The organism is Phascolarctobacterium sp. Marseille-Q4147 (assembly GCF_017968825.1).
GTDB lineage: Bacteria > Bacillota > Negativicutes > Acidaminococcales > Acidaminococcaceae > Phascolarctobacterium_A.
In genome coordinates this window covers 463,976-486,650 of record NZ_CP072874.1, presented here as the reverse complement: position 1 = coordinate 486,650, position 22,675 = coordinate 463,976, and the positions used below count along the sequence as shown (strand labels likewise).

The 22,675-nt window shown below is 35.6% G+C and carries 17 protein-coding genes; 15 read left to right on the top strand and 2 right to left on the bottom strand.

What is annotated here, in order from left to right; all coding sequences use genetic code 11:
- The first annotated feature begins 138 nt into the window (after positions 1–138).
- The 14 genes from KAH19_RS02260 (at position 139) to KAH19_RS02195 (ending at position 15,727) form a co-directional block, all read left to right on the top strand.
- A complete protein-coding gene (locus KAH19_RS02260; RefSeq protein WP_210684922.1) occupies positions 139–1,497 on the top strand; it encodes an MATE family efflux transporter in 1,359 nt (452 codons plus the stop codon).
- 272 nt (positions 1,498–1,769) lie between these two features.
- Complete coding sequence (locus KAH19_RS02255; RefSeq protein WP_210684921.1) at positions 1,770–3,695, top strand: LTA synthase family protein; 1,926 nt, start codon at positions 1,770–1,772, stop codon at positions 3,693–3,695.
- A gap of 207 nt (positions 3,696–3,902) precedes the next feature.
- Positions 3,903–4,661 (top strand): glycosyltransferase family 2 protein, encoded by a 759-nt coding sequence (locus KAH19_RS02250; protein WP_210684920.1) that lies wholly within the window; start codon positions 3,903–3,905, stop codon positions 4,659–4,661.
- Complete coding sequence (locus KAH19_RS02245; RefSeq protein WP_210684919.1) at positions 4,658–5,785, top strand: glycosyltransferase; 1,128 nt, start codon at positions 4,658–4,660, stop codon at positions 5,783–5,785. The genes KAH19_RS02250 and KAH19_RS02245 overlap by 4 nt, the downstream gene beginning before the upstream one ends.
- A gap of 22 nt (positions 5,786–5,807) precedes the next feature.
- On the top strand, positions 5,808–6,986 hold the full coding sequence (locus KAH19_RS02240; protein ID WP_210684918.1) for a glycosyltransferase: 1,179 nt from the start codon (positions 5,808–5,810) through the stop codon (positions 6,984–6,986).
- Between the two features lie 22 nt (positions 6,987–7,008).
- The gene (locus tag KAH19_RS02235) at positions 7,009–8,052 is read left to right on the top strand and encodes a glycosyltransferase (RefSeq protein ID WP_210684917.1); all 1,044 of its coding nucleotides are present in this window, start codon (positions 7,009–7,011) and stop codon (positions 8,050–8,052) included.
- 10 nt (positions 8,053–8,062) lie between these two features.
- Entirely contained in the window at positions 8,063–8,740 is a 678-nt protein-coding gene (locus tag KAH19_RS02230; protein ID WP_210684916.1) for a CatB-related O-acetyltransferase, read from the top strand.
- A gap of 5 nt (positions 8,741–8,745) precedes the next feature.
- Positions 8,746–9,882: a glycosyltransferase gene (locus KAH19_RS02225; protein WP_210684915.1), complete on the top strand. Its 1,137-nt coding sequence runs from the start codon at positions 8,746–8,748 to the stop codon at positions 9,880–9,882.
- A 59-nt stretch (positions 9,883–9,941) separates the two neighbouring features.
- Positions 9,942–10,820 carry a glucose-1-phosphate thymidylyltransferase RfbA gene (gene rfbA, locus KAH19_RS02220; protein WP_210684914.1) on the top strand — a complete coding sequence of 293 codons (879 nt, stop codon included), beginning with the start codon at positions 9,942–9,944 and terminating at the stop codon, positions 10,818–10,820.
- Positions 10,821–10,835: 15 nt separating this feature from the next.
- Positions 10,836–11,372, top strand: coding sequence for a dTDP-4-dehydrorhamnose 3,5-epimerase (gene rfbC, locus KAH19_RS02215; RefSeq protein ID WP_210684913.1), 537 nt, complete (start codon positions 10,836–10,838; stop codon positions 11,370–11,372).
- 21 nt (positions 11,373–11,393) lie between these two features.
- Positions 11,394–12,446, top strand: a complete 1,053-nt coding sequence (locus KAH19_RS02210) for a hypothetical protein (protein ID WP_210684912.1) — start codon at positions 11,394–11,396, stop codon at positions 12,444–12,446.
- A 47-nt stretch (positions 12,447–12,493) separates the two neighbouring features.
- Positions 12,494–13,870 carry a hypothetical protein gene (locus KAH19_RS02205; protein ID WP_210684911.1) on the top strand — a complete coding sequence of 459 codons (1,377 nt, stop codon included), beginning with the start codon at positions 12,494–12,496 and terminating at the stop codon, positions 13,868–13,870.
- Positions 13,871–14,890, top strand: a complete 1,020-nt coding sequence (gene rfbB, locus KAH19_RS02200) for a dTDP-glucose 4,6-dehydratase (RefSeq protein WP_210684910.1) — start codon at positions 13,871–13,873, stop codon at positions 14,888–14,890.
- Positions 14,891–14,902: 12 nt separating this feature from the next.
- A complete protein-coding gene (locus KAH19_RS02195) occupies positions 14,903–15,727 on the top strand; it encodes an NAD(P)-dependent oxidoreductase (RefSeq protein WP_210684909.1) in 825 nt (274 codons plus the stop codon).
- Between the two features lie 28 nt (positions 15,728–15,755).
- Here the strand turns inward: KAH19_RS02195 and KAH19_RS02190 are convergent, their stop codons facing one another.
- Positions 15,756–17,534 carry a phosphoethanolamine transferase gene (locus tag KAH19_RS02190; RefSeq protein ID WP_210684908.1) on the bottom strand — a complete coding sequence of 593 codons (1,779 nt, stop codon included), beginning with the start codon at positions 17,532–17,534 and terminating at the stop codon, positions 15,756–15,758.
- 557 nt (positions 17,535–18,091) lie between these two features.
- Here KAH19_RS02190 and KAH19_RS02185 point away from each other — a divergent pair.
- Positions 18,092–21,463, top strand: coding sequence for a hypothetical protein (locus KAH19_RS02185; protein WP_210684907.1), 3,372 nt, complete (start codon positions 18,092–18,094; stop codon positions 21,461–21,463).
- Positions 21,464–21,724: 261 nt separating this feature from the next.
- Here KAH19_RS02185 and KAH19_RS02180 read toward each other — a convergent pair whose 3' ends face one another.
- On the bottom strand, positions 21,725–22,582 hold the full coding sequence (locus KAH19_RS02180; protein WP_210684906.1) for a PD-(D/E)XK nuclease family transposase: 858 nt from the start codon (positions 22,580–22,582) through the stop codon (positions 21,725–21,727).
- Positions 22,583–22,675: the final 93 nt, after the last annotated feature.

Genomic DNA, 22,675 nt, shown 5'->3' with positions numbered 1-22,675 from the left:
AAGCAGGCTGCTTATTGTTAAAATTAAATTTGAAAAATTGTTGTGGATTTTTTCTGATTCAATAGTCATCTTTTCGCCACACGACTGTGTTTGCAGCCGTGTGGCTTTTGTTATATTAGGGAAAATGGGAGTAAGGATATGCTAAAAATTTTACACAAGGATTATAAGGATAAGGTTAAGCGTCTGCTGAGCGTTATGTTGCCGATTATCGGTACGCAGATTGCGATTATGGGCATGAACTTTTTTGATGCCAGTATGTCCGGTCAGGCAGGCGATGCGGATTTGGCCGGCGCTGCTATTGGCGGTAATATCTGGATGCCGGTGCAGACCTGCTTTGCAGGCATTTTGCTGGCGGCGATGCCTTTGATTGCCAACCTTTTGGGTGCAGGAGAAAAAGAAAAAATCTCTACGGTAGTACGTCATGGCATGCTGTTGGCTGTAGCCTTTTCTGCGCTGATAATTGTCGGCGGTATTATCTTCTTGCCGCCGTTTTTGCAGGGCATGAGCCTGGCGCCGGAGGTTTATCACATTGCGCTCTGGTATATGGCCGGACTTGGCATAGGCGTATTGCCGTTCTTTCTCATTACGCCGCTGCGCAGTCTGGTAGACACTTTGGGCTATACGAAGCTGTCGATGAAGATTTATCTTTTGGCGCTGCCGGTGAATGCTTGCCTGAACTATGTGCTGATTTTCGGCAAGCTGGGCTTGCCGCGCTTGGGCGGCATTGGCGCCGGCGTAGCGACGGGAATAACCTTTTGGCTGCTTTTGGTGATGTTCGCGGTGGTGGTGACGAAGTTGTCACCGTTCAAGCAGTATGATGTGCTGGGCTTTGTGCGCCCTGTTAAGCAGCTGGTAGCGGAATATCTGCGCATTGGCGTACCTATGGGCGTGGCTATTTTTATGGAAACGAGCATCTTTGGCGTTGTGGCGCTGTTTATTGCCAAATTTGGCACGGAGGTTATCGCTGCGCATCAGGCGGCACTTAACTTCTCTTCGCTCATCTATATGTTCCCCATGAGCTTCTCGCTGGCGCTGACGATTGTGGTGGGCGTTGAATACGGTGCGAAAAACTATCAGGGAGCGCGTGATTACACGGCGCTTGGCCTGGAGATGAGCCTTTTTATCGCTATGATTTACATGGTGCTGGAGCTGGTGGCACGCGAATATATCGCGCTCATTTATACAACGAATCCGCACGTTATTGAGCTGGTGAAGGTGTTTATTATCTACGCTATTATGTGGCAGGGAGGCGACGCAGTTGCGGCGCCGATTCAGGGCATTTTGCGTGGCTACAAGGACGTTAACGCTACGTTTTGGTGCAGCATGCTGGCCTATTGGGCGATTTGCCTGCCAGTGGGCCTGCTTTTGGATTACAAGTTCAATAATGGGGCCTTTGCTTATTGGCAGAGCCTGGATATCGGTGTAATCTGCAGTGCTGTTGTTTTATCGCTGCGTCTTGTTTTGCTGCAGCGCAGGATAAAGAAGTATGAAGAATGATTGAGGAGCGGCGCAAGCTGCTCCTTATTTTGCATTTTAAATGTAGTTGTATAGTAGAACAATGTGCGCACATAATATTCGTTAGGAAAAATGTAATTTATTGCATTTTTTCGTATGAAAAAGTGCAATAAATTACATTTTTCTGGACGAATGCCTAAAATTAAGCTTTTGACTCAAAATTAGCATTCTTCTAAATCGTAAGCAGATGTTAAGCGAAAAGTATGGTATAATTAGTTATATTTGCATAAAATATGGGGAGATGAAAGCTTTATATGAATTCTTACGCAAGATTTTTTGAGAACCTGCAGCAGGATCTCAAATCATTTATTTATTGGTGCCTGGTTTTTACGGTATTCCGTATAGCGTTTATTGCTATTTATAGCGGACAATTGAATGGAGATTATAGCGATATTCCGATGGCTTTATTGTTAGGACTGCGCTTAAGCTTAAAGACTGCGGGCATGATAGCTTTGATTGGCTTTGTGTTTGCAACACTGCCGAAGCTTATTTTGAAAAATTGGCCGGCAGATAAGCTGCGTTTTGGCTGGCATGCTGTGGCCTTAGTTTTCTTTGCGGTTTGCTTTATGACGCGCATACCGTATTACAAGATTTTTAATGCAGCCTTTAATATGATGCTGATAAATGGTGCGCATGATGATATTTATGCAATCTTGGTGACTGCGGTTAAAGAGTACCAGTTATTGTGGCGTTTTCCGTTGGCTCTGGTTTTGGGCATTGCTTTGGCTTATGGATTGCGTATATGGTTACGCAATTTGCCTGGCAAATCTTTTGAAGTTGTACAGCATAAAAAACTGACCGCCGTATTGACGTTACCTGTTCTTGCGGTTTTATGCGTATTTGTGCGTTATGGTGGTGCTTTTAACTATGCTCATTCTATCAATTGGGAAAGTGCCGCACGCTTAAAATCTAATCTTTTGAACGAAGCAATTTTAGATGATGGCCAGGCCTTATACCGTGTGCGTGATATGAAGCGTAAAATTGATAAGGTGACAAATATCAACATTACAGTTGCACAGCTACGTGAAAAAATTGCTGCAAGCGGTGGCAATGAAGCTGCGGAAAGCATTGATAAGGCCTTTATGCATACTGTTAAACAGCCTAAGCTTGCTAAGCAGCCACGTAACATTGTGCTTATAGTTGGCGAAAGCTTTGGTAATTGGCCATTTTTACCTAAGTACAAGGATTTGGGATTAGTTGATAATATGCTGACCCTGCAAAATTCCACTGATGCTGCTCACGTTGCTACTATGTTGCCTCATGGCAGCGGAACAATTTCTGCTGTTAATGGTTTGGTAAGCGGTATTCCTGATATGGGTTTATATGAAAACTATCAGGCAAACAGCTTTAATGGCAAGTATGCTACCGGTATTGGCTATATTATGAAGCAGCTTGGTTACAAGACTGTTTTTTGGTATGGTGGCTTTTCCGGATGGCAAAATATCGGCAAATTTACTAAAGCGCAAAGCTTTGATGAATTTCATTGTGCAGATGAATTCAGTGATAATAGCGGTAATGCCTGGGGCTGTTCGGATGCTGTTTTGTTTAAGCAAATTGAAGCTTATATGAGCAAGGAAAAAGAGCAGGAAAAGGTTTTCCATGTTGTATTAACAACAAGTAATCATCCGCCTTACAGTCTTGATGTGGATGGTATGGGCTTCCCCAGAGCACAGGTTAAGAGCAAGCTGCCTGCAGATATTGCCAGTGATGAAAAAACACTTACTGAGCTTGGTCATATTTGGTATGCGGATAAAACTATGGGTGATTTTGTAAAGCAGGCGCAAAGTATGTACAGTGATACGCTTTTTGTTATTACCGGCGACCATTCGGAGCGCTTCAGCTTTGCTAAGGAGCAGGATACGCGCACTTTGTCGTCTATACCGTGTATTTTTTATGGTGCCGGTGTGCAGCAAGCATGGTTTAATGATAAATCTGTTGGGAACCATATGCAGTTGGCAGGAACATTGGCTGAAATTGTTGGATCTGCTGGCTTTACTTATGCTGCATTGCAGGCAAATATGTTTGAAAATCAAGACGTGGTGTTTAATCACAGGCTATATGCTGCAGATGGAAAAATTTATACGCAAAGTTCTAATACTGATAAAAAAATCACTGATTACATCAACAGTATGCGCGGAGTAGGTGCTTGGCGTGTGCTTAAGGGTGATGCGGTGAAGTAAAAAGGAAGGCCATAGTCGTAATTTATTGCGGTCTATGGCCTTTTTTGCCAGGAATTTCAAGATTTACTCACAATGTTATGCAGTGATAGCTTACATATGGTATAATTATTGCTAAGCATAGGTTATTTCAATGATAATAATACATGTGTCTGCTTAGAATATAATGAGAGTTTTACGAAATATACACTTGAAAGGTGTCAAGTACAGATGAATAATAATCTTACGGTAGTAGTTTTAACTAAAAATGAAGAAAGCAATATAGTCGCTGTTGTGCAGAATGCTAAGCAGGCTGCAACAGAGGTGCTGATAGTTGATTCCGGCAGTACGGATAAAACGGTTCGATTAGCAGAAGAAAATGGCGCAAAGGTCGTTTATCGTGCTTGGGATAATGACTTTGCGGCGCAGCGCAATTTTGCGTTACAGCATGTAAAAACTGAATGGGTGCTGTATCTTGATGCAGATGAAAGAATGAATGATGAATTGTTAGCTTCCGTCAAGAGCGTTGTTGAGCAAGATAAACTATGTCAGTATTCGATTAAGCGTAAGTCTGTAGCTTTTGGTCAGGAATTTAATTATGGGGTTTTAAAGCCTGATTTTGTTCCGCGCTTGTTTAAAACCAAGAATGTGCATTGGGTTAATAAAGTGCATGAAAAGCCGGTGTGTGATGATAAATTAAATGTCTTAGCTGGCTATATTGAGCATTATACGTATACCGGATGGAAGCAGTACTTTAACAAGTTTAATCAATATACGACTATTTGGGCGCAGAATGCTTACGAAAAAGGGAAAAATGTCAGTTATCTTACCGCATATGGTCATGCTTTTTTTTCGTTTATTCAGATGCTGTTGCTAAAAAAAGGTCTTCTTGATGGTAGATTAGGAATAACCTTATCTATATATCATTTTATGTATACATTGACTAAATATATTAAGCTTATAGATTTGCAAAGAGGTAAAGCAAAATGAAAATAGCGATTTTAGAAAGTATCATTATGCCAGCAGGTCATGAGGTTGAGTTTGACCGTATTTTGGTTGATGAGCTGAATAACCAAGGGCATGAACCGGTGATGCTGGTTCCGGAAAATTTCCCTTTTAAAATTAAATATAATGCTAAGGTTAATTACCTTGAAGGTGGAGAGGTTGTAACTTATGCAGGTGTCAATAAGTTTCAAAAGCTGTGGTTATCTGTAAAGCGTGAAAGCCGGCGCAGAAAGTGGTTTAATTCTGCTTATAAAAAAAGCAGCGAAAATAATTATGATGCTATCATTATTCCTACAGCAACCTACAGATATTTGCGCGCAATTTTGGATACTGACTTAAAGAACAGCAAGATACCTGTATATATTATTTTCCATGGTATTAACCCTCAGGAAAAAGCTAATTTTGTGAAACAGGCAAAGCGTTGTGAACGCTATCCTAATATTCATCTGAAGGTTATTACCTTGCGTAATGATTTTGCAAATGATGGCTTGAAAAATGTAGATTTGATTGTTCCACCTGTGTTTAAGCCGCAGGATTTGCCTGTAGATAAAAATTTGACGTATATGGAGCCGTTGACCTTGGGCTTTTTTGGTCAGTATCGTCGTGAAAAGAATGTACGCTTCTTTTTAGATGCATTTAAGCGTGCTAAGTTTACTGTTCCTGTAAAGCTGATTATGCAGGGAGCGACGGCACGTACAGAGGACAGTGAAGAGTTTGAAAAGATTATCAGTGAATACAGGGATGTTCCTGGTATTGAATTTTGGCATAAGAATCTGATTGGTGAAGAGTGGCAAAAGGCGTTGCTTGGGGTTGATGTTATTATAGCGCCTTATGCTGCAGAGCGTTATCGTTATCACTGGAGTGCAATGTTGTTTACTGCTATTGGTTTTTATAAGCCAATTTTGCAGTCACCGGAAATGAATCCGGAGGTTTTGCAGGCATATAATGTTGGTGAGGCTGTCGCACTGGATAGCGTGGAGTCCTTTACTAAGCAGTTGGAAGCATTTGTTAACAGTTATCCGGAGAAGCATGGGCAGTATAAGCAAGGGTTGATAGAAGCTAATGAGGCTTATAGCCATGAGAATTTGATAAAAGCAATTTTGGCATAACATTGCTGAAGGATGGGGTATAATGAAGATTTTACTGGCTAATTTCACAAAGATGGTCAACGATAGTGGTGGTTTGGCGAAGGTAACTAGTGCTTTTGCTAATGAAATGGCAAGCCGTGGACATAATGTTAGTATTTTGTATAGCGACGAAAGCCATGGAGATTTCTTTTATCCTGTGAAAGAAACTGTCTATTGTTATAATTTAAAAGATAATGCTGATGGAAGTCATATTAAATTTCCTTTGTATTTAAAAGCAGTTCGTGAAATGTTGCGTGCTGTAGGTAAGCGTCCTGCGAGGACTGTAAATAGCTGGTTTGAAGAGCATTATTTATTGAATAATGTAAAATACTATCTTAATATAATTAAACCGGATATAATTATCAGCTACCAGCCAGCTGCCAGCAAGCTGCTGTTATGTGATGCAGGTACAGATATTCCTGTAATTACTATGTCTCATGGTGATCCGGAGGATTATTTTCACATTTACCCTGTTAAAGAAATACCAGCACTCTGCAAGAGTGCTGTTTGCCAGGTATTAATGCCTTCGTTTGAAGCGCATATAAAAAATCATTTACCAGATACAAAAACAATAACAATTGGTAATGCAATTCCGCAATTTGATTTTAGTGCTGATTTGGTTAGCTACAAAGAGCAGCATAAAATTATTTTTGTTGGTAGATTGACGAAAAATCATAAGCGTCCGCATTTATTAATCCAGGCATTTATAAAGTTAGCTGCAAAATATCCTGATTGGATTGTTGAGCTGTGGGGGGCCGAGGAGAAGGCTGCTTATTATAAAGAATTGGAGTATATGATTAAATCTGCCGGTTTACAGAGAAGGGTTTTCATAAAGGGATCGACAGATAAGGTTCCTGAAAAATTACGTGATGCTGATATTTTTGCTTTTCCTAGTGCTTTTGAAGGTTTTGGTATGGCGCTTGCAGAAGGCATGAGTGTTGGCCTGCCTTCTGTTGGTTATAAAAATTGTCCGGCTGTAAACGAGTTAATTAAGGATGGAGAAACTGGATTCTTATGTGATGATGGTGTAGAACCACTAGCGCAGGCACTTGATAAGCTGATGGGTGACAAGGAGTTGCGCGTACAAATGGGCAAGGCTGCTAAAGCAGATATGGCGCAGTTTGCACCGGAGAAGATTTGGGACCAATGGGACGATTTGATGAAGAAGGTTGCAGAAAAATAATAGGTTTATGGATGGTGTAAAGATGAATAGAAAAATTTTAGTTATATCTGAAACAGTATTTTTCAATTTGTATAAAGATGGATTATATAAGTATGCGAAAGATAACAGAGATATTATAGATTTATATTATCTGGACTATCCAAAAAAAGATTTAAACATTATTAACAAAGCAAGATACAAATACAATATAAATGATTTTAAAAGAAAGTATTACGCAAAAATAAGAGATAAACTTGTTTCTAAAATCGAAAATTACGATATAATATTATTTATAAATCTCTTCTATGATGATGAGTATTTCATTCAAGGAGAATTTGCTGAAGCATTAAAGAAAAAAGATACTAGGGTGTTTTTTGTTGATAGCATAAAAACTATAGATCAAAAAATAACTTTTTTTGATATTTTTAATGATGTTTATTCGTTTGAAGAACAGGATGTTGTATATGGAAAAGAGAAGTTTAATGTCAATATTAAATATACGACTATTGGTACTTTGTACAAAATGTTCTTGCAAGATGAGAAATATTCTAAGGATATAGATGTGTGTTTTGTTGGCATTGGTACGGAGAAGCGGTTGAAGTATCTAGATACTATTGCTGAATATTGTGAAAAGAATAAGCTTCGTTTTTTTGTAGCAGGGCATTTTTGGCATGATAATAATTGGCTTAATTATCATATTGGGCAGTGGAAATTAAAAAAAAGACATCCTGTTTTAGCTAAATACGTAGAAAATAGATTTATTGTGCCAAGGGACTTAGCTAAGATTTATGCAAGAAGTAAGATTGTATTAAATATTAATGTAGCTTATCATAAAAGTTTAAATCAAAGATGTTTTGATGTTATGGTTTGTGATAGTTTATTGTTAAATGATAAGCAAAATATTGGTAATCTACCGCTTATTGATGGTAAAGATTTTATTATGTGTAAAGATGAAGATGATATGGTTCGTAAAATTGATTTTTATCTAAACCATCAAGAAGAATGCAATGAGATAATAAATAGCGGTAAGATAAAAACAGAGAGAGAGTTTTTATTCTCAAATACATTAATGAAGTTACTACATTAAGGAGACAAGTATGGATAAATTGCAAAAAAAATATGGGATTTCTAAATACGAAGTTTTATTGTGCTGTGTCATAAGAAACCTGAAGAAATCAAATAAAGTTCCTAAGTTTTTAAAAAAATTAAGTAAGAAAAAATATGGATGGGAAGATAATTTATATAGATATTATCTAGAAAAATATTTAGATTTACAAGTAGGAAGATATACGTATGGTTACGAATATATTGGTTTGGAATTCTTTAAAAAAATAGGTTCATTTTCTTCTATCGCATTAGGAAATTGTAGTGTACATGGGAATCATCATTTAGAGTTTGTTACAACTAGCCCAATACTTACATATGAGGAGTTTAAATTTGAGCGAGGATGGAAAGAAAAAGATTATTTTCATAGTATAGAATTAGGCAATGATGTGTGGATTGGAGCAAATTGCTTGATTTTTCCTTTTGTGAAAATAGGTGACGGAGCTGTTATTGCAGCAGGTAGCATTGTCAGGAAAGATGTCCCACCGTATGCAGTAGTTGGTGGTGTCGATAGAATAATAAAGTATCGTTTTGATAAAGAAACTATTGAGAAACTATTAAAGATAAAATGGTGGAATTGGGATGATGAAATAATTAGAGAAAATATTGATTTGATGAGAAATACAAAAAAATTTGTAGAAAAATTTTATCATATTGATGATGAAAGGTAGTTAAAATGAAAAAAGTCATATGTATTATTCCTGCTGAGGGAACAGAAAGTTGGTTTTATAAAGATCCTGGTATGATAATATATAGTCTAAGCAAATATTGTAACTATAGTGGAACTTTAGCATATTTTGGAAAAGAATATCACAATAAAGAGTTTGAAAAATATGCAAAAGTATTATCGTTAGGCAATTTGAAGAATACACGCAAAGAATATATATATGAAGTAAAGAAATTTATAGAAAAAGAAATCAAAAACTATGATATTGTTATGTTCTTCAATTACGGTAGCACTAATTATAAACTAGCAGCTTACTGTAAGAATTACAATCCTAATGTAAAAGTTTATTGTAAATTAGATATGGGAGATGGCGGATATACCCATTTCTACGAAACTAGTATTAGTAGAAAAATAAAAAATCATATAGAAAGATTTAAGTCAAAATATGTAGATTTATTTACTGTTGAAACGTTAAAATACTATAATGACTTGAAAGATAATGCGATGTTTGAAGGTAGAAGAATGCGCTATCTTACCAATGGAGTATCTAATCTTGGGATAGATATAACAAAAATGGATAATATAGCTAAAAAAAATATTGTACTTACTGTAGGAAGATTAGGTATATATGAAAAAAATAATGAAATGCTTTTAGAAGTTATCGCTCAACTACCAAAAAGCTTGATTGAACAATGGAAGTTCTATTTTGTAGGTCCTAAAACAGATTCATTTGATATATTTATTGAAAAATTTTTTGAGCAACACGATAATTTAAGGAATTATGTTGTTTTTACTGGACCTATAACAAACCGAGAAGAACTGTATACGATTTATTCTAAGTCAAAAATTTATTGTTTAACATCAAGAAGTGAAGGCTTTAACATATCAGTATTAGAAGCTATGTATTATGGATGTTATCCAGTACTTTCTAATTATGGTGTATCAGCATATGATGTAACCAATGATGGTGCTATTGGTGCAATCTGTGAACAGGGAAATATTAATGAGTATGTTAATAAGCTACAGGCGGCAATATTAACTTACAATAATGAAACAGCACTAAACATCAAAGAAATTGCAAGGAATAAATATAATTACCAAAAAATAGCTGAGACACTAGATGATGCGATAAGTTGTTTAAAATAAATAATCTATTAATGGTTGTGCGTTTTACATGAGGCAATAATTATACATAGGAGAAAAACATGAAAGGCATAATTCTCGCCGGAGGTTCCGGCACACGTTTATATCCGATTACCATGGTAACAAGCAAGCAACTGTTGCCTATCTATGACAAGCCAATGATTTTTTATCCGCTGTCTACATTGATGCTTGCAGGCATCAAAGATATCTTAATCATCTCTACGCCGCAGGATCTGCCCAATTTTGAACGTCTTTTAGGCGACGGCAGCAGATACGGCATTAATCTGAGCTATAAGGTTCAGCCTTCCCCTGATGGCTTGGCGCAGGCTTTTATCTTGGGTGAAGAATTCATTGCAGGCGATAAGTGCGCTATGATTCTTGGTGATAATATTTTCTATGGTGCAGGAATGACAAAGCATCTTCAGCAGGCTGTAGCCAATGCGGAAGGGGCAACAGTATTTGGTTATTTTGTCAATGATCCAGAGCGCTTTGGCGTTGTAGAGTTCGATGCTGAAGGCAAGGCTATTTCGCTTGAAGAAAAACCTGCGCAGCCTAAGAGCAATTACGCTGTTACCGGTTTGTATTTTTACGATGAAAGGGTTTGCGAATATGCAAAGAGCTTAAAGCCTTCTGCTCGTGGAGAGTTGGAAATCGCAGATTTAAACAGAATCTATCTGGAAGATGACAAGCTTTCTGTAGTAACCTTAGGTCGCGGATATGCATGGCTTGATACTGGTACTGTAGCAAGTCTTAATGAGGCTTCTGACTTTGTAAAAGCAGTACAAGAAAACGCAGGTATTCCTATTGCGGTTCTGGAAGAGATTGCATATCTGCATGGATGGATTACGAAAGAGCAGCTTCTAGAGGCGGCAAAAATGTATGGTAAATCTCCTTATGGCCAGTATCTGCAAAAGGTTGCTGATGGCAAAATTATATACTAAGGATAGTGAAAAATAATGAAGTTTGAAAATACCAAATTAGAAGGCGTTGTTATTATTACACCCGACGTTTATGGTGATCACAGAGGCTTTTTTATGGAAAGCTGGAGTCAAAGGAAAATGGAAGAGGCTGGCCTGTTCTATAATTTTGTGCAGGACAATCATTCCTTGAGTACCGTAAAAGGCACACTGCGTGGTATTCATTTCCAAAAGGGAGATAAAGCCCAGGCTAAGCTTGTACGATGTGTGCGTGGCGCCGTACTTGATGTAGCAGTTGATCTGCGTCATGATAGTCCGACCTATAAGCAGTGGGTGGCGGTAGAACTGAGTGCTGAGAATAAAAAACAGCTTATGATTCCGCGTGGCTTTGGTCATGGCTTTGTGACATTAACTGATGAAGTAGAATTTTTATATAAGGCAGATAATTATTATGCACCTGAAGCTGATGGCGGTATTCGTTGGAATGACCCGGAGATTGGTGTTGATTGGGGTATCGAGAATCCTATTCTTTCTGAAAAGGACAAGAAAAATCCGTTTTTGCATGAAATTTTTTAGAAAATGTCAATGAGGTGAAAAATGGCTAACGAAGAATTGTTCAAAAAAATATGTGATGGAACTGCTATTTTAATTACTGGTTCAGGTGCACACATAAATGTGGAAAATCCAGATGGTCATAAGTTTTTTAGTGGAATCGACTTGACAAATTATTTATATAAACAAGTAGGAATATCTCAGGACGAAATGGATGATGATTTGAGTAATGCTGCTCAAACATATCTAGAGAAAAAAAGTGCTAATTCGTTAATTGAAGAGTTGAAATTATTATTCTCTGTAGGAAAAATAAGGGAAGAACATAAAAACTTATACAGGCAAGAATGGAAAAGAATTTATACAACTAATTATGATGAAGTACCAATATGGGCAACTAGAGAACAAGAAGCGAACAGAATTTATCCGATAACACTTTCAACAAAGTATAATAGGCGGTTATTAAATAAAAAACTATGTATATATATAAATGGATACATTGGTAATTTAAATGAAGAAACACTTGATTCTGAGTTCAAGTTAACTGAAGAAAGCTATATGAAAGCGATAGATTTTTCTCGATCATATTGGGGGAATATTTTTAGGGAAGATTTAGAAAGCAGCAGTGCAATTGTGGTTGTTGGATTATCGTTAAAATATGATTTAGACTTAAAGAGATTTCTAAGTAAAAAAACGATAGATAATAGGGTTTATTTTATACAATCAAAAGATATAAAAAACAATCTAAAGAGACAACTTGAAAGACTGGGAACGGTGTTATCTGTTGGAGTGGAATCGTTTAGTAGTGAGTTAGCAACATATGCTCAAACTTATAGTAAAAACAATATAGAAACTACTTTTGAATATAAATCGTTTGAAGAATATAAAAATGAGCCAGCGTTAGAATCTGCTAATATATTTGCCGTATATGATATGTTTATGTATGGTAAATTATCTAATAATTTATGGCATAAATCAGGTAATAAATATGATGGCATAGTATATAGAGATAAAATTAATAAAGTCATTGAAGATTTAGATAATGGTAGCAAAGCGATTTTTATACATGCTAATTTAGGTAATGGGAAAACCTTTTCCTAGAATTACTAAAACATAAGCTAAAAGAAAAAAATTACAAGATATTCACATTGAAAGAGGCTTTCGAAAGTATAACATCTAGAGAAATAGCACATATTACTTCGCTAAAGGATAAATTAGTAATCATTATAGAAAATTATTATAATTATATAAATGAAATAGAACAGTTTTCTTTACATAAAAGAAAGAATATACAATTTATATTTTCTTCTAGAAGTGTAATGTATGATGTCAGAATGAGAGAAATCTGTAGTGTATTGGAATTAAATCAAGGAACCAGTGATATAATAAACTTAAATTACTTAAATGATAAAGAGGCAACTGAATTATCAAATATATTTGATAAAAATGGTCTATGGGGGAATAAAAGTAATTTATCTAATAATCAAAAGAGAAAATTATTACTTTCAAAAAAATACGGTAATGGGCAATTACAAGTAATCTTATTAGATGTAATAAAATCGGATCTAATAAAAGATAAAATCGCAAATTTAATAAAAAACATTTCAGAAGAAGACGATAGAAAATTAGAAATTTTAATATTAGCATTATTAGTAAAAGTAATGAGCTTAAATATTAGACCTAAAGAAATATCAAATATTTTAGGAACAAATGTTGCTTTCGATGTACCATTCGTAATTGATAAAAATGTAAAGGAAATTATAGATTTTTCAGGAAGTAGTGGCGAATTTACCCTCAAGTCTTCTATTACTGCAAATTATATTCTACAAACGCTAAATTGTAATGGAGAAATAATAAATGCACTAGTAAAAACAGCGAAATACTTCAATGATTTTTTACATATAAATAGATGCGAAAATATATTAAAAAACATTGTTTCGTTTTCCCATGTAAAAACTTTCTTAGTATGGAATACAAAGAAAACAGAATTCATCCTTGAATATTATAATAAAATTAAAGAACTACAATATTATAAAAGAAATACATTTTTTTGGTTACAATATGCTATCGCTTGTATGAATTTTAAACGATATGATTTAGCACAAACGTATTTGGATAACGCATACTCTTTCTTTGAAGACGGTAACGATAATAATCCTTTTCAGGTTGATACGCAGCAAGCAAATTTGTACTTATTGATGATTAAAAACAATGTTGATTGTAATGTAGAGGATATATTCAAAAAAGCACATGGTTTATTAATGAGACCTCGAACTTCTCGAAAGGATAATCCGATAAAATCATTGTTGCTTTTTCAGTTTTACACACAAAATGAATTTATTAATAGGATAAAGTCAAGTAGTTTAGATGATTTGTATTATGATTTTTGTCGTGATGCATATAACAAACTTGAAGATTATCTGAAATATACAAGTATTGATATAGAAAACAATAGAAAAATTAAAAATATATCTAAGAAACTATTTCACATTACATGTAAAAAAACTTCAGAAGGGGGAATATAAATGAACATAATCGTAACTGGTGGTGCAGGTTTTATCGGCAGTAATTTTATTTTTCATATGCTGAAAAAGTATCCGGACTACCGCATTATTTGTCTGGATAAGCTGACATATGCAGGCAATCTTTCAACATTAGAGCCTGTAATGGATAATCCTAACTTCCGCTTTGTCAAAGCAGACATCTGCGACAGAGCAGCGGTGAATAAGCTTTTCGAAGAAGAAAAGCCTGATATTGTGGTAAACTTTGCTGCTGAGTCGCACGTTGACCGTTCCATTGAAGATCCTGGCATCTTCTTGCAGACGAACATCATGGGCACGGCAACACTTATGGATGCGTGCCGCAAGTATGGCATTAAGCGCTATCATCAGGTTTCGACAGATGAAGTGTATGGCGATTTGCCGCTCGACAGACCTGACCTGTTCTTTACGGAGGAAACACCGATTCATACAAGCAGTCCTTATTCTTCCTCTAAAGCTGGCGCAGACCTGCTCGTAATGGCTTATCACAGAACTTATGGCCTGCCGGTGACCATTTCTCGCTGTAGCAATAACTACGGACCGTATCATTTCCCTGAGAAGCTGATTCCGCTTATGATTGCGAATGCCTTGGCAGACAAGCCGCTGCCGGTTTATGGCGAAGGCTTGAATATACGCGATTGGCTGTATGTCGAAGATCACTGCAAGGCGATTGACCTGATTATTCATAAGGGCAGAGTAGGCGAGGTATATAATATCGGCGGTCATAATGAGATGCGCAATATTGATATCGTGAAGCTGATTTGTAAAGAGTTAGGCAAGCCGGAGAGCCTGATTACGCATGTAACCGACCGCAAAGGCCATGATATGCGTTACGCAATCGATCCGACTAAGATTCATAATGAGCTGGGCTGGCTGCCGGAAACAAAGTTTGCTGATGGCATTAAAAAGACCATTAAATGGTATCTTGAGAACCAAAAGTGGTGGAAGGATATCATTAATGGCGAGTATCAGAATTATTATGAGAAGATGTATGGAAATCGTTGAGGAGGGAAATGATTGAAAATATTGGTGACTGGTGCCAATGGTTTCATTGGTACCCATGTTGTAAATGAAGCGCTATCTTTAGGACATGAAGTTATAGCAGCAGATTTTAGCTTTAATAATTTGAAGCCTTCAGTCAAAAAATGTGAAATAAACTTATTTAATGCTGAACCTGATATTTTTCAAAAGATTGGCGCGCCTGAGGTATGCATTCATTTAGCTTGGAGACAAGGATTTGTTCATAATTCCAAAGCTCATATGGAAGATTTATCTAAACATGTTACTTTTTTGCAGAATATGATAGATGGAGGATTAAAATATCTATCTGTCATGGGTACTATGCATGAAATTGGTTATTGGGAAGGTAAGATAGATGAAAAGACACCTTGTAACCCATTATCACAATATGGGATTGCTAAAAATGCTTTAAGAGAAAGTCTTTTATTGTATGCAAAAGATACTGCTTGCGCTTTGCATTGGTTAAGAGCTTATTATATTACTGGAGATGAGCATAGGAGCAACAATATTTTTTCTAAAATTATGCAAGCTGCTGAAAATGGTCAGAACAAATTTCCGTTCACTTCTGGCAAGAATAAATATGATTTTATTGAAGTTGATGAATTAGCTAAAATGATAGTGTTAGCTAGTATTCAACGAGAGATTAATGGTATTATAAACGTTTGCAGCGGAAAACCGATTAGCTTAGCAGAAAAGGTTGAGAATTTTATAAGAGAAAAAAATTATACCATTAAATTGGACTATGGTGCATTTCCAGACAGAGATTATGATAGTCCTATAGTATACGGTGATGATAGTAAGATAAGAATGATTATGCAGTAAAAGATAAAAAGGCAGAATAGTAATGATGCTATATTTTAGTTTGTCCACAATTAGTTCTTAAATCTTCACGCTTATACTTAAATTTTTCTGATGCCAGCGAATTAGTTTCATCAAAGTGATTCGATTTGATATCCAATATACTGCATAATAGCTCATAGGCTAAGTCATTAGTCCAATAAAAGTTTTCATGCTTTTTCAGTGTATCGTATACTTCTTGATGCCGTGCTATATACTCATCAGCAAAATAAGTAAAAAACGGAATCCTTACGCTCGCCAGGCCTTCAAAGTTTGGCGAGCGTCTTTTGTCTGGAACAGTGGCATGATCAGAGAAGTAGACCATCGCCTGTAGGTTAAGGTTATCCTTAGCATAGTTGAAAATTTGCTCAAGCACGGAATCTGTATAAGCAATGGAATTAGCATAGTTTAATTCTAGTTCATATTTTCCAGCAGTACCCAATTTAGTAAAGCTTTCAGGATAACGATTAAGAAAATTAAAATGGCTTCCTTTTAAGTGGACAACAAGAAAATTATTTTTAGTTGTATCTAATTCTCCTAAATAATCTAATAAAGATTCGTCATATTGAATTTGATTAAGTTCCTGTTTCGTCCATTTTGCAACATCTGCAGTATTGGCAATTAATGTGACCGGGGTATCAGCACTACCAAGGTGGCCTTGATTGCTGTACCAATGTACCTTATAGCCTGCTGCATGGGCTATATCAATAATAGAGCATGATTCATAAAATTTTTTATCATTATATTGGTTTATTTCTGTCATAGCATTAGATACAGCTAAGACTGTGTTTGCACCAATTGAGAAAGCATTAGGAAAAAGAATAAAATTTTTGCTTTGAGCCATCCTGTCGAGCCAAGGAGTGGTATCATATTTGTACTCTTTATTGAAGGCTTTCATATAGTCGCGTGATGCAGATTCTCCGATAATCAAAAGAATAGTGTGCGGTTTATCTGTCTTGTTCAATAATGTAACCTGTAATTTGCTGATGCGTTTCTGCATATTTTGGCTGTATTGCAGATTAGTTGCCAGATATTCGTTGACATCTAAATAAAATTCTACAATGGCTGTGCGAACAAAAACGCCATGCTTTTTCTTCCAAAGATAGGTAGATAAAAAGATTGCTATAGCAACGATTATTGCCAGATTAAGGATGGCAGTATTCTTTTGGATTACCATTTCTTGATAATTTACGAAGAGCATAGTAGCTGTGACGAAAATACTGCCCAAGAAAGTAATGATGTTAAGCATGATAGGCATGGATTTAATATACTCAATAATTTCGTTGTAGTGAGTTTCTTGAATCATTTCCATACCATTTTCGTTAATGCAAGCTTTGTAAAGGCCATAGTAAATCAATTGTGCTATAGGGATAGCGAGCATAATTAACTCTGCAAGAGTAATAAATATAGTGGCAGGAATAGCGAGCCAGCTAACTTGCTGCGCTAGAATACCAAGAGAAGAAATCCATGCGATAAAATATAAGCCGAATACAGCTTCGAAGTGAAATTCAAAATCAGAAGAAACCTTGTGATTACTGATGAAGTAAAGAGTGGGGTACGTAAGAATCCAAAGTACTGCTATAACTGCTGGAATTAAGAACAGCGGTGAAGATAAGGGCAAGCTGGCGAGAGCAGCTGGCAGTACCGCTAAAATGGCGCAGGGAACAAAACGTCGCATTTGCAGATAAGTTGCTTTGTTTCCTAAGCCGTGGGAGATTTTTAAGTAGTAGATGTAGGAAAACAGGTAAAACACAATCGCTGTTATAATATATGTTGTATGGATGTAAATCATAATATCAGAACTCCTCTGCAGACTAATATTCAGTTAATTTAAAAACATCTTTATCATAGCAGAAAACTACTATAGAGTCAATTTTAGAGTGGTTAAATTGATGACGTATAATAAGTTGCACAAATTCAAAAAGATAGACATAGAGACTATCATTCCTTACAATGATTCTCTGGGGACAGAATATTTCTGCAGGAACAATTTATGAATCAAAAATGCTTTGCTCAAATGTGAAATTTCCGTTAGTGTATTGGCCGCGTGTACGTATCAATATTGACAGTACCTGAAATTCAGTATCCACTATTATGCAAATCTCTGATATAATTTACTTGGGATATTGTGAGCATCTACATTTCCGCATTTATTCGTAGTAGCTGACAAATAAAGGACAAATTATTTGGTGTTTTTTGACAAGGTGTTCCGCTTTTTTGGAAAATCCCCTTGTATTGCCTAAAAAAGCATTCAGAGTCATATTTGTAAAATTATAGATGGCGGTCAAGAAGCCTTTAACTTACGCAAGCAAAAATATAATATTAGATGAACAATGAGGAATGGTTATCATGGAAAATATTGAAATAAATCTATTTGAATTAGATGAATTACCAAGATATGTTGAAATAGCTTATAAAAAATTAAAGAACAGTATTTTCTTTGATAAATCCAATGTTATTACACGAAATGATCTCGTTGAATTTGAATATGGTGATCAGTGGGAGAATAAGCTCAAAGATTTAGCAGCATCACTTACTGATTCCGCAAAATGGGAAAGTAAAGAAAAAGAGATTTTAGAAGCTATAAATATTTTTATTCTTCCTAAAACAATAAATAATACTACAGATAAAGAGAAAAGTAAGGTCATTTTCAATAAGAATCATAATGAAAAAATCAACATTAAAGATTTTCAATATATGATTGACATGCCTATAGAAGGACATATTTTGGGCGTTCTGTGGATTTTACTTATCGGTCGTTATCTTGATGAAGATGGTAAGATGTATAAGCATTCTTATGGTAATAGATTGCGCAGGAGTATGTTTAAGAAGGGTAAAAAACCTACATATTATCCAGGAATGTTTGAGCCTTATTTTTCTCAATATACTGCTTGGCGTGATAATGGTATAGATATTGCCAGAGAACACCTTGATAAAGGTGATGACATAATTATTCTTACTATGGATTTACAGCGATATTATTATTCTGTAAATTATCAAGAGGACGAGTTTGATAATTTGCTCCAAGCTGTAAAAGGAGAAAATGATGATGAGAAATCCGAAGCAACTGATGTATTAACCCGTATTCATAATTTTGTGTTTAACGTGATACAGAGTTATTCCTCTAAATTGCATAGTGTGTGTAAGGGCGAAGATTTATGGATAACAAAAGATAGTATTAAGCAAACTAGTAGAGAGCATGCTAACAATGTTCTTCCGATAGGCTTTTTACCATCTTGCATTCTAGCGAACTATCGCCTCAATGTTTTAGATCAACAAATAAATAGTCGTTGGAATCCTTTGTACTATGGTCGTTACGTAGATGATATTATTATTGTTGATAAGGTAGAAAAGAATAGTGAGCTGTATAAGCTGATTTATAATCAGAATACAGAGGCTTCTGATATTATAGAATTATATTTGACAAACTGTAATGCAAAAAAATGTGAAGCTTGTTTTAATCAATCTGAAAGAGCTTTATTTTGTCATAGTAATATTAAACAAAATGATGATAAAGATGATAAAAATGTCGAAGATCAAGATTATTATTATCTTAATCCTGAATTTTTAAAGGTGCCTCTTGCTAGTAAGAGTAGTCAAAATGCTGAACCTGGTACAATGAAGGTTAATGGAGATGTGTATATAAAGGTTCAGAATAAAAAAGTTCGCTTATTTGTTTTTGATTCTGGCTCATCTGATATGCTACTACGATATTTCAAAAATGAAATCTTAAAAAATTCCAGTGAGTTTCGATTTTTAGCACCAGCAGATACGATATATAGCATTGATGCTTATTGCAAAATATTTGATGTAAAGTATTCGGACACTATCAATAAAATAAGCTCTTTAGAGGATATAGCAATAAACAAATTTGAGCTATCAAAATTCTTAGGTAAGCAGATGTCTATTAGTATGCTTACAGACAGTAAGGATAATCCTAATTTTTGTGAGCTTCTGAAGTTAATGGTTGATGATGTTTTAATAGAAAATTACATACTTTGGGAAAGAATTTTAGAAGTATTAATATTGAGGCATGATAAGAAAAATTTACTTCGCTTTACTCAGAATATATTAGATAGCTTACGCAAATTATCTTATAAAGGTGATGCTTCGTCTGATAAAGCTAAAATTTGTAGAAGGGATTTAGTAAGGGTATTCTATTCTAGTCTATGCAGAGTTATGGCACTTGCATGGGGGAGTAGCGCAGATAGAGCAATAAAAGATGTCTGCAAGATTTTCAAAGAAGTGCGGCTTGCAGATGAAGTAACTATTTTGGATGAAAAGACTATCTTCCGCTTTAGAAAACAGTATTGTTGTTCACGTATGCTGAATAAATTTATGGTTCCATTGTGCGTTGAAGGTATCATAAATAAACTGCAAGAAAAGATAAAGGTAATGGAAGATGAACTAGAAAAAGAGAATTACAAAGATGAACAGGAGAATATTTTTCTTTTTGATCTCAAAAATTCTCTAAGCTTAATTAGTGAAATTGATTTATCAACTAATAAGTACTATTATTCTCCTACAGTTATAAAACCAGAAGAATTAAAGTTTTCAATGTATACAGCTCAGATGTTCAGTAAAAAGAATAAACTGGAAGTAGATGAGAAAATTAACAAGCTTTACGCATTATTAAATTATAACTATAAGTTTAATAATGGAAATACAGGTGGCGATGATTATGACGGAGATAGGTTAGACAACGTTGTTACTATTGTTTCTTCAAATCGACCAGATACAGATAAAGATATATATACATATTATCCTGATGATGCAATAGACAAAACTTTTGTTGCTATCAAAGGTGAAGCTAAGAAAAAGTTGCGTGTTGCTATAGCTAATACAAAAATAGATGGAAGATACTTTGAAAATGTCTTAAAAGCTGTTTATAATCGCTCATTAGATAGATATGAAAAGCTTGAAGAGATCCTAAGGCTGGCGGTTAAGGAAAAAGTAGATATGATAGTCTTCCCGGAATGCTATTTACCTTATGAGTGGCTACCAAGGTTATATAGGTTTAGCGCTACGAATAAGATAGCTATCATTTCCGGAATTGAGATTATAGCCTTGAATCATTCTGATGAAAATAGCTTTCAAAAGGATATTTTAAATTTAACGGCAGTTATATTACCGTATAAGATTAATAATTATAGCTTTGCGTATATGGCATTTCATGAAAAGATTCATTTCTCGCCAGAGGAACAAAGGATGGTAGTAAACTATAGCCATTTTCCGCGTGAAGGAAAAACCTTGCAAATGTTTTATTGGCATGATGTTTTCTTTTCTGTATACTGTTGTTTTGAAATAGCTTCAATTTCTTTACGTAGTGCCTTTAAAAATTATTTAGACTTATTTGTTGCAGTAGAATGTAATAAGGATATTAATTATTTCTCTAATGTTATGGAGTCATTGTGCAGGGATATGCATTGCTATTGTTTACAGGTCAATACGTCTGATTATGGTGATAGCAGATTAATTAAACCGGCATCATCTGTTAAAATGAATATGATGCACATAAAAGGTGGTTGCAACGAAGCTATTTTAGTAGAAGATGTAGACATAGATGGGTTGAGAAACTTCCAACGTAAACAATATGAATTGCAAAGGGATGAAAAAGATAAATTTAAAACAACACCTCCAGGCTTTGATGTAAGTATCGTGGATGCGAAACTTCATAAGCGATTGGTGAAGCGAATTCAAGAGGAGTTAAGAATGAACTAGAGAAGGACTAAAAAAGGCATTGGTCCCAATTTTGTGGTCGACCTAGTCCATGCTATTGGGGGTTAATGGCTGGAGCGCATTACTCCAGCCATTTTTGCAAGCGTAAAATCCGCCGTATACAAAAAAAATCAGGACCGCTTTTGCGGTCCTGGTCAAAATCTTCATTTCTTGAAATTTAAGCTACATTTAGCTGGTGTATTTTTTGTAGTAGCAAATCGACATTGCTCTTTTTGACTAAATCTACTTTGGGTTAGCTGAAGCTTACAGCTCCTTATCTAACAGGTCCTTAAAGTATTGACGTTCTTCGGGTGGGGTTTTTAAAATATCCATGGCTTGGTCGATGGAGACATTCAGTGTAGACATAAGATTTTTGATGCCTACAGCTTTGCCTTCAGCCAAACCTTCAGCCTTGCCTTCAGCTCTTCCGTCATTAATGCCAGCTTCATAAATTTGTTTGCTGAAATTATCCATAGTTGTGAGTCCCTCCTTTGTGGTTTTGAGATTATTGATGCATTGTGAAAGTTTTCCCTGGCTAAAATCATCTGCGGCTGCGGTAGAAAAATATTGCATAAGTTGTGCAATATCACTGCTATCGTTAACCTCTGCGTTGATATAGCACATATGCAGGCCATCGTTGTAGGGAGTAGTGGTATCGCCTAAAAACTTTAAAATAGGGTAGCAGGTTTTACCAAGCTTCCAGATATCTGTCTGGCTGATATAAAAAATGTGCAGCTCGGGTACAGATGCATAAGTTTGATCACCTTTAAAAAAGTATTCATTGATGATAGTTGATGCGTAATAAAGCATCCGTTTTTCGTGTGCAATACCACCATCTGCCTTCTGAATTTCAATTTCATAAAGCTTGTTGTTGGCATCTTCAGCGAGTACATCCATAATGATGTTGTGCGAGGAGAGCTTGCTGATGACATACTGCGTTTTGTTCTTTTTGATTACCAGGGTTTTGATACCGGTAAGGATACGCAGGATGTGCTCACAGGCCTCTTTGTCCTCTAAAACAGCTCTGGCAAGCAAGTCGTTGAACAAGGTCATGCCTAAGATGTGCTTTTGCAGCTCTTCCTGTGTCAGCAGGAGACTGCTTTCGGATAGTTTTTTGGTCATAGTTTCCTCCTTTAATTATAATATTTGCTCCGGCAAAATACAACATAAGCTGCCAAACAAAAAAGCAGTACACATAGCATCCGAAAGTACGGA

What these genes read in the sequence shown, in the direction of transcription:
- KAH19_RS02260 (WP_210684922.1), top strand. Translation starts at nt 139, where the DNA reads ATGCTAAAAATTTTACACAAGGATTATAAGGATAAGGTTAAGCGTCTG.
- KAH19_RS02255 (WP_210684921.1), top strand. Translation starts at nt 1,770, where the DNA reads ATGAATTCTTACGCAAGATTTTTTGAGAACCTGCAGCAGGATCTCAAA.
- KAH19_RS02250 (WP_210684920.1), top strand. Translation starts at nt 3,903, where the DNA reads ATGAATAATAATCTTACGGTAGTAGTTTTAACTAAAAATGAAGAAAGC.
- KAH19_RS02245 (WP_210684919.1), top strand. Translation starts at nt 4,658, where the DNA reads ATGAAAATAGCGATTTTAGAAAGTATCATTATGCCAGCAGGTCATGAG.
- KAH19_RS02240 (WP_210684918.1), top strand. Translation starts at nt 5,808, where the DNA reads ATGAAGATTTTACTGGCTAATTTCACAAAGATGGTCAACGATAGTGGT.
- KAH19_RS02235 (WP_210684917.1), top strand. Translation starts at nt 7,009, where the DNA reads ATGAATAGAAAAATTTTAGTTATATCTGAAACAGTATTTTTCAATTTG.
- KAH19_RS02230 (WP_210684916.1), top strand. Translation starts at nt 8,063, where the DNA reads ATGGATAAATTGCAAAAAAAATATGGGATTTCTAAATACGAAGTTTTA.
- KAH19_RS02225 (WP_210684915.1), top strand. Translation starts at nt 8,746, where the DNA reads ATGAAAAAAGTCATATGTATTATTCCTGCTGAGGGAACAGAAAGTTGG.
- rfbA (WP_210684914.1), top strand. Translation starts at nt 9,942, where the DNA reads ATGAAAGGCATAATTCTCGCCGGAGGTTCCGGCACACGTTTATATCCG.
- rfbC (WP_210684913.1), top strand. Translation starts at nt 10,836, where the DNA reads ATGAAGTTTGAAAATACCAAATTAGAAGGCGTTGTTATTATTACACCC.
- KAH19_RS02210 (WP_210684912.1), top strand. Translation starts at nt 11,394, where the DNA reads ATGGCTAACGAAGAATTGTTCAAAAAAATATGTGATGGAACTGCTATT.
- rfbB (WP_210684910.1), top strand. Translation starts at nt 13,871, where the DNA reads ATGAACATAATCGTAACTGGTGGTGCAGGTTTTATCGGCAGTAATTTT.
- KAH19_RS02190 (WP_210684908.1), bottom strand. Translation starts at nt 17,534, where the DNA reads ATGATTTACATCCATACAACATATATTATAACAGCGATTGTGTTTTAC.
- KAH19_RS02185 (WP_210684907.1), top strand. Translation starts at nt 18,092, where the DNA reads ATGGAAAATATTGAAATAAATCTATTTGAATTAGATGAATTACCAAGA.
- KAH19_RS02180 (WP_210684906.1), bottom strand. Translation starts at nt 22,582, where the DNA reads ATGACCAAAAAACTATCCGAAAGCAGTCTCCTGCTGACACAGGAAGAG.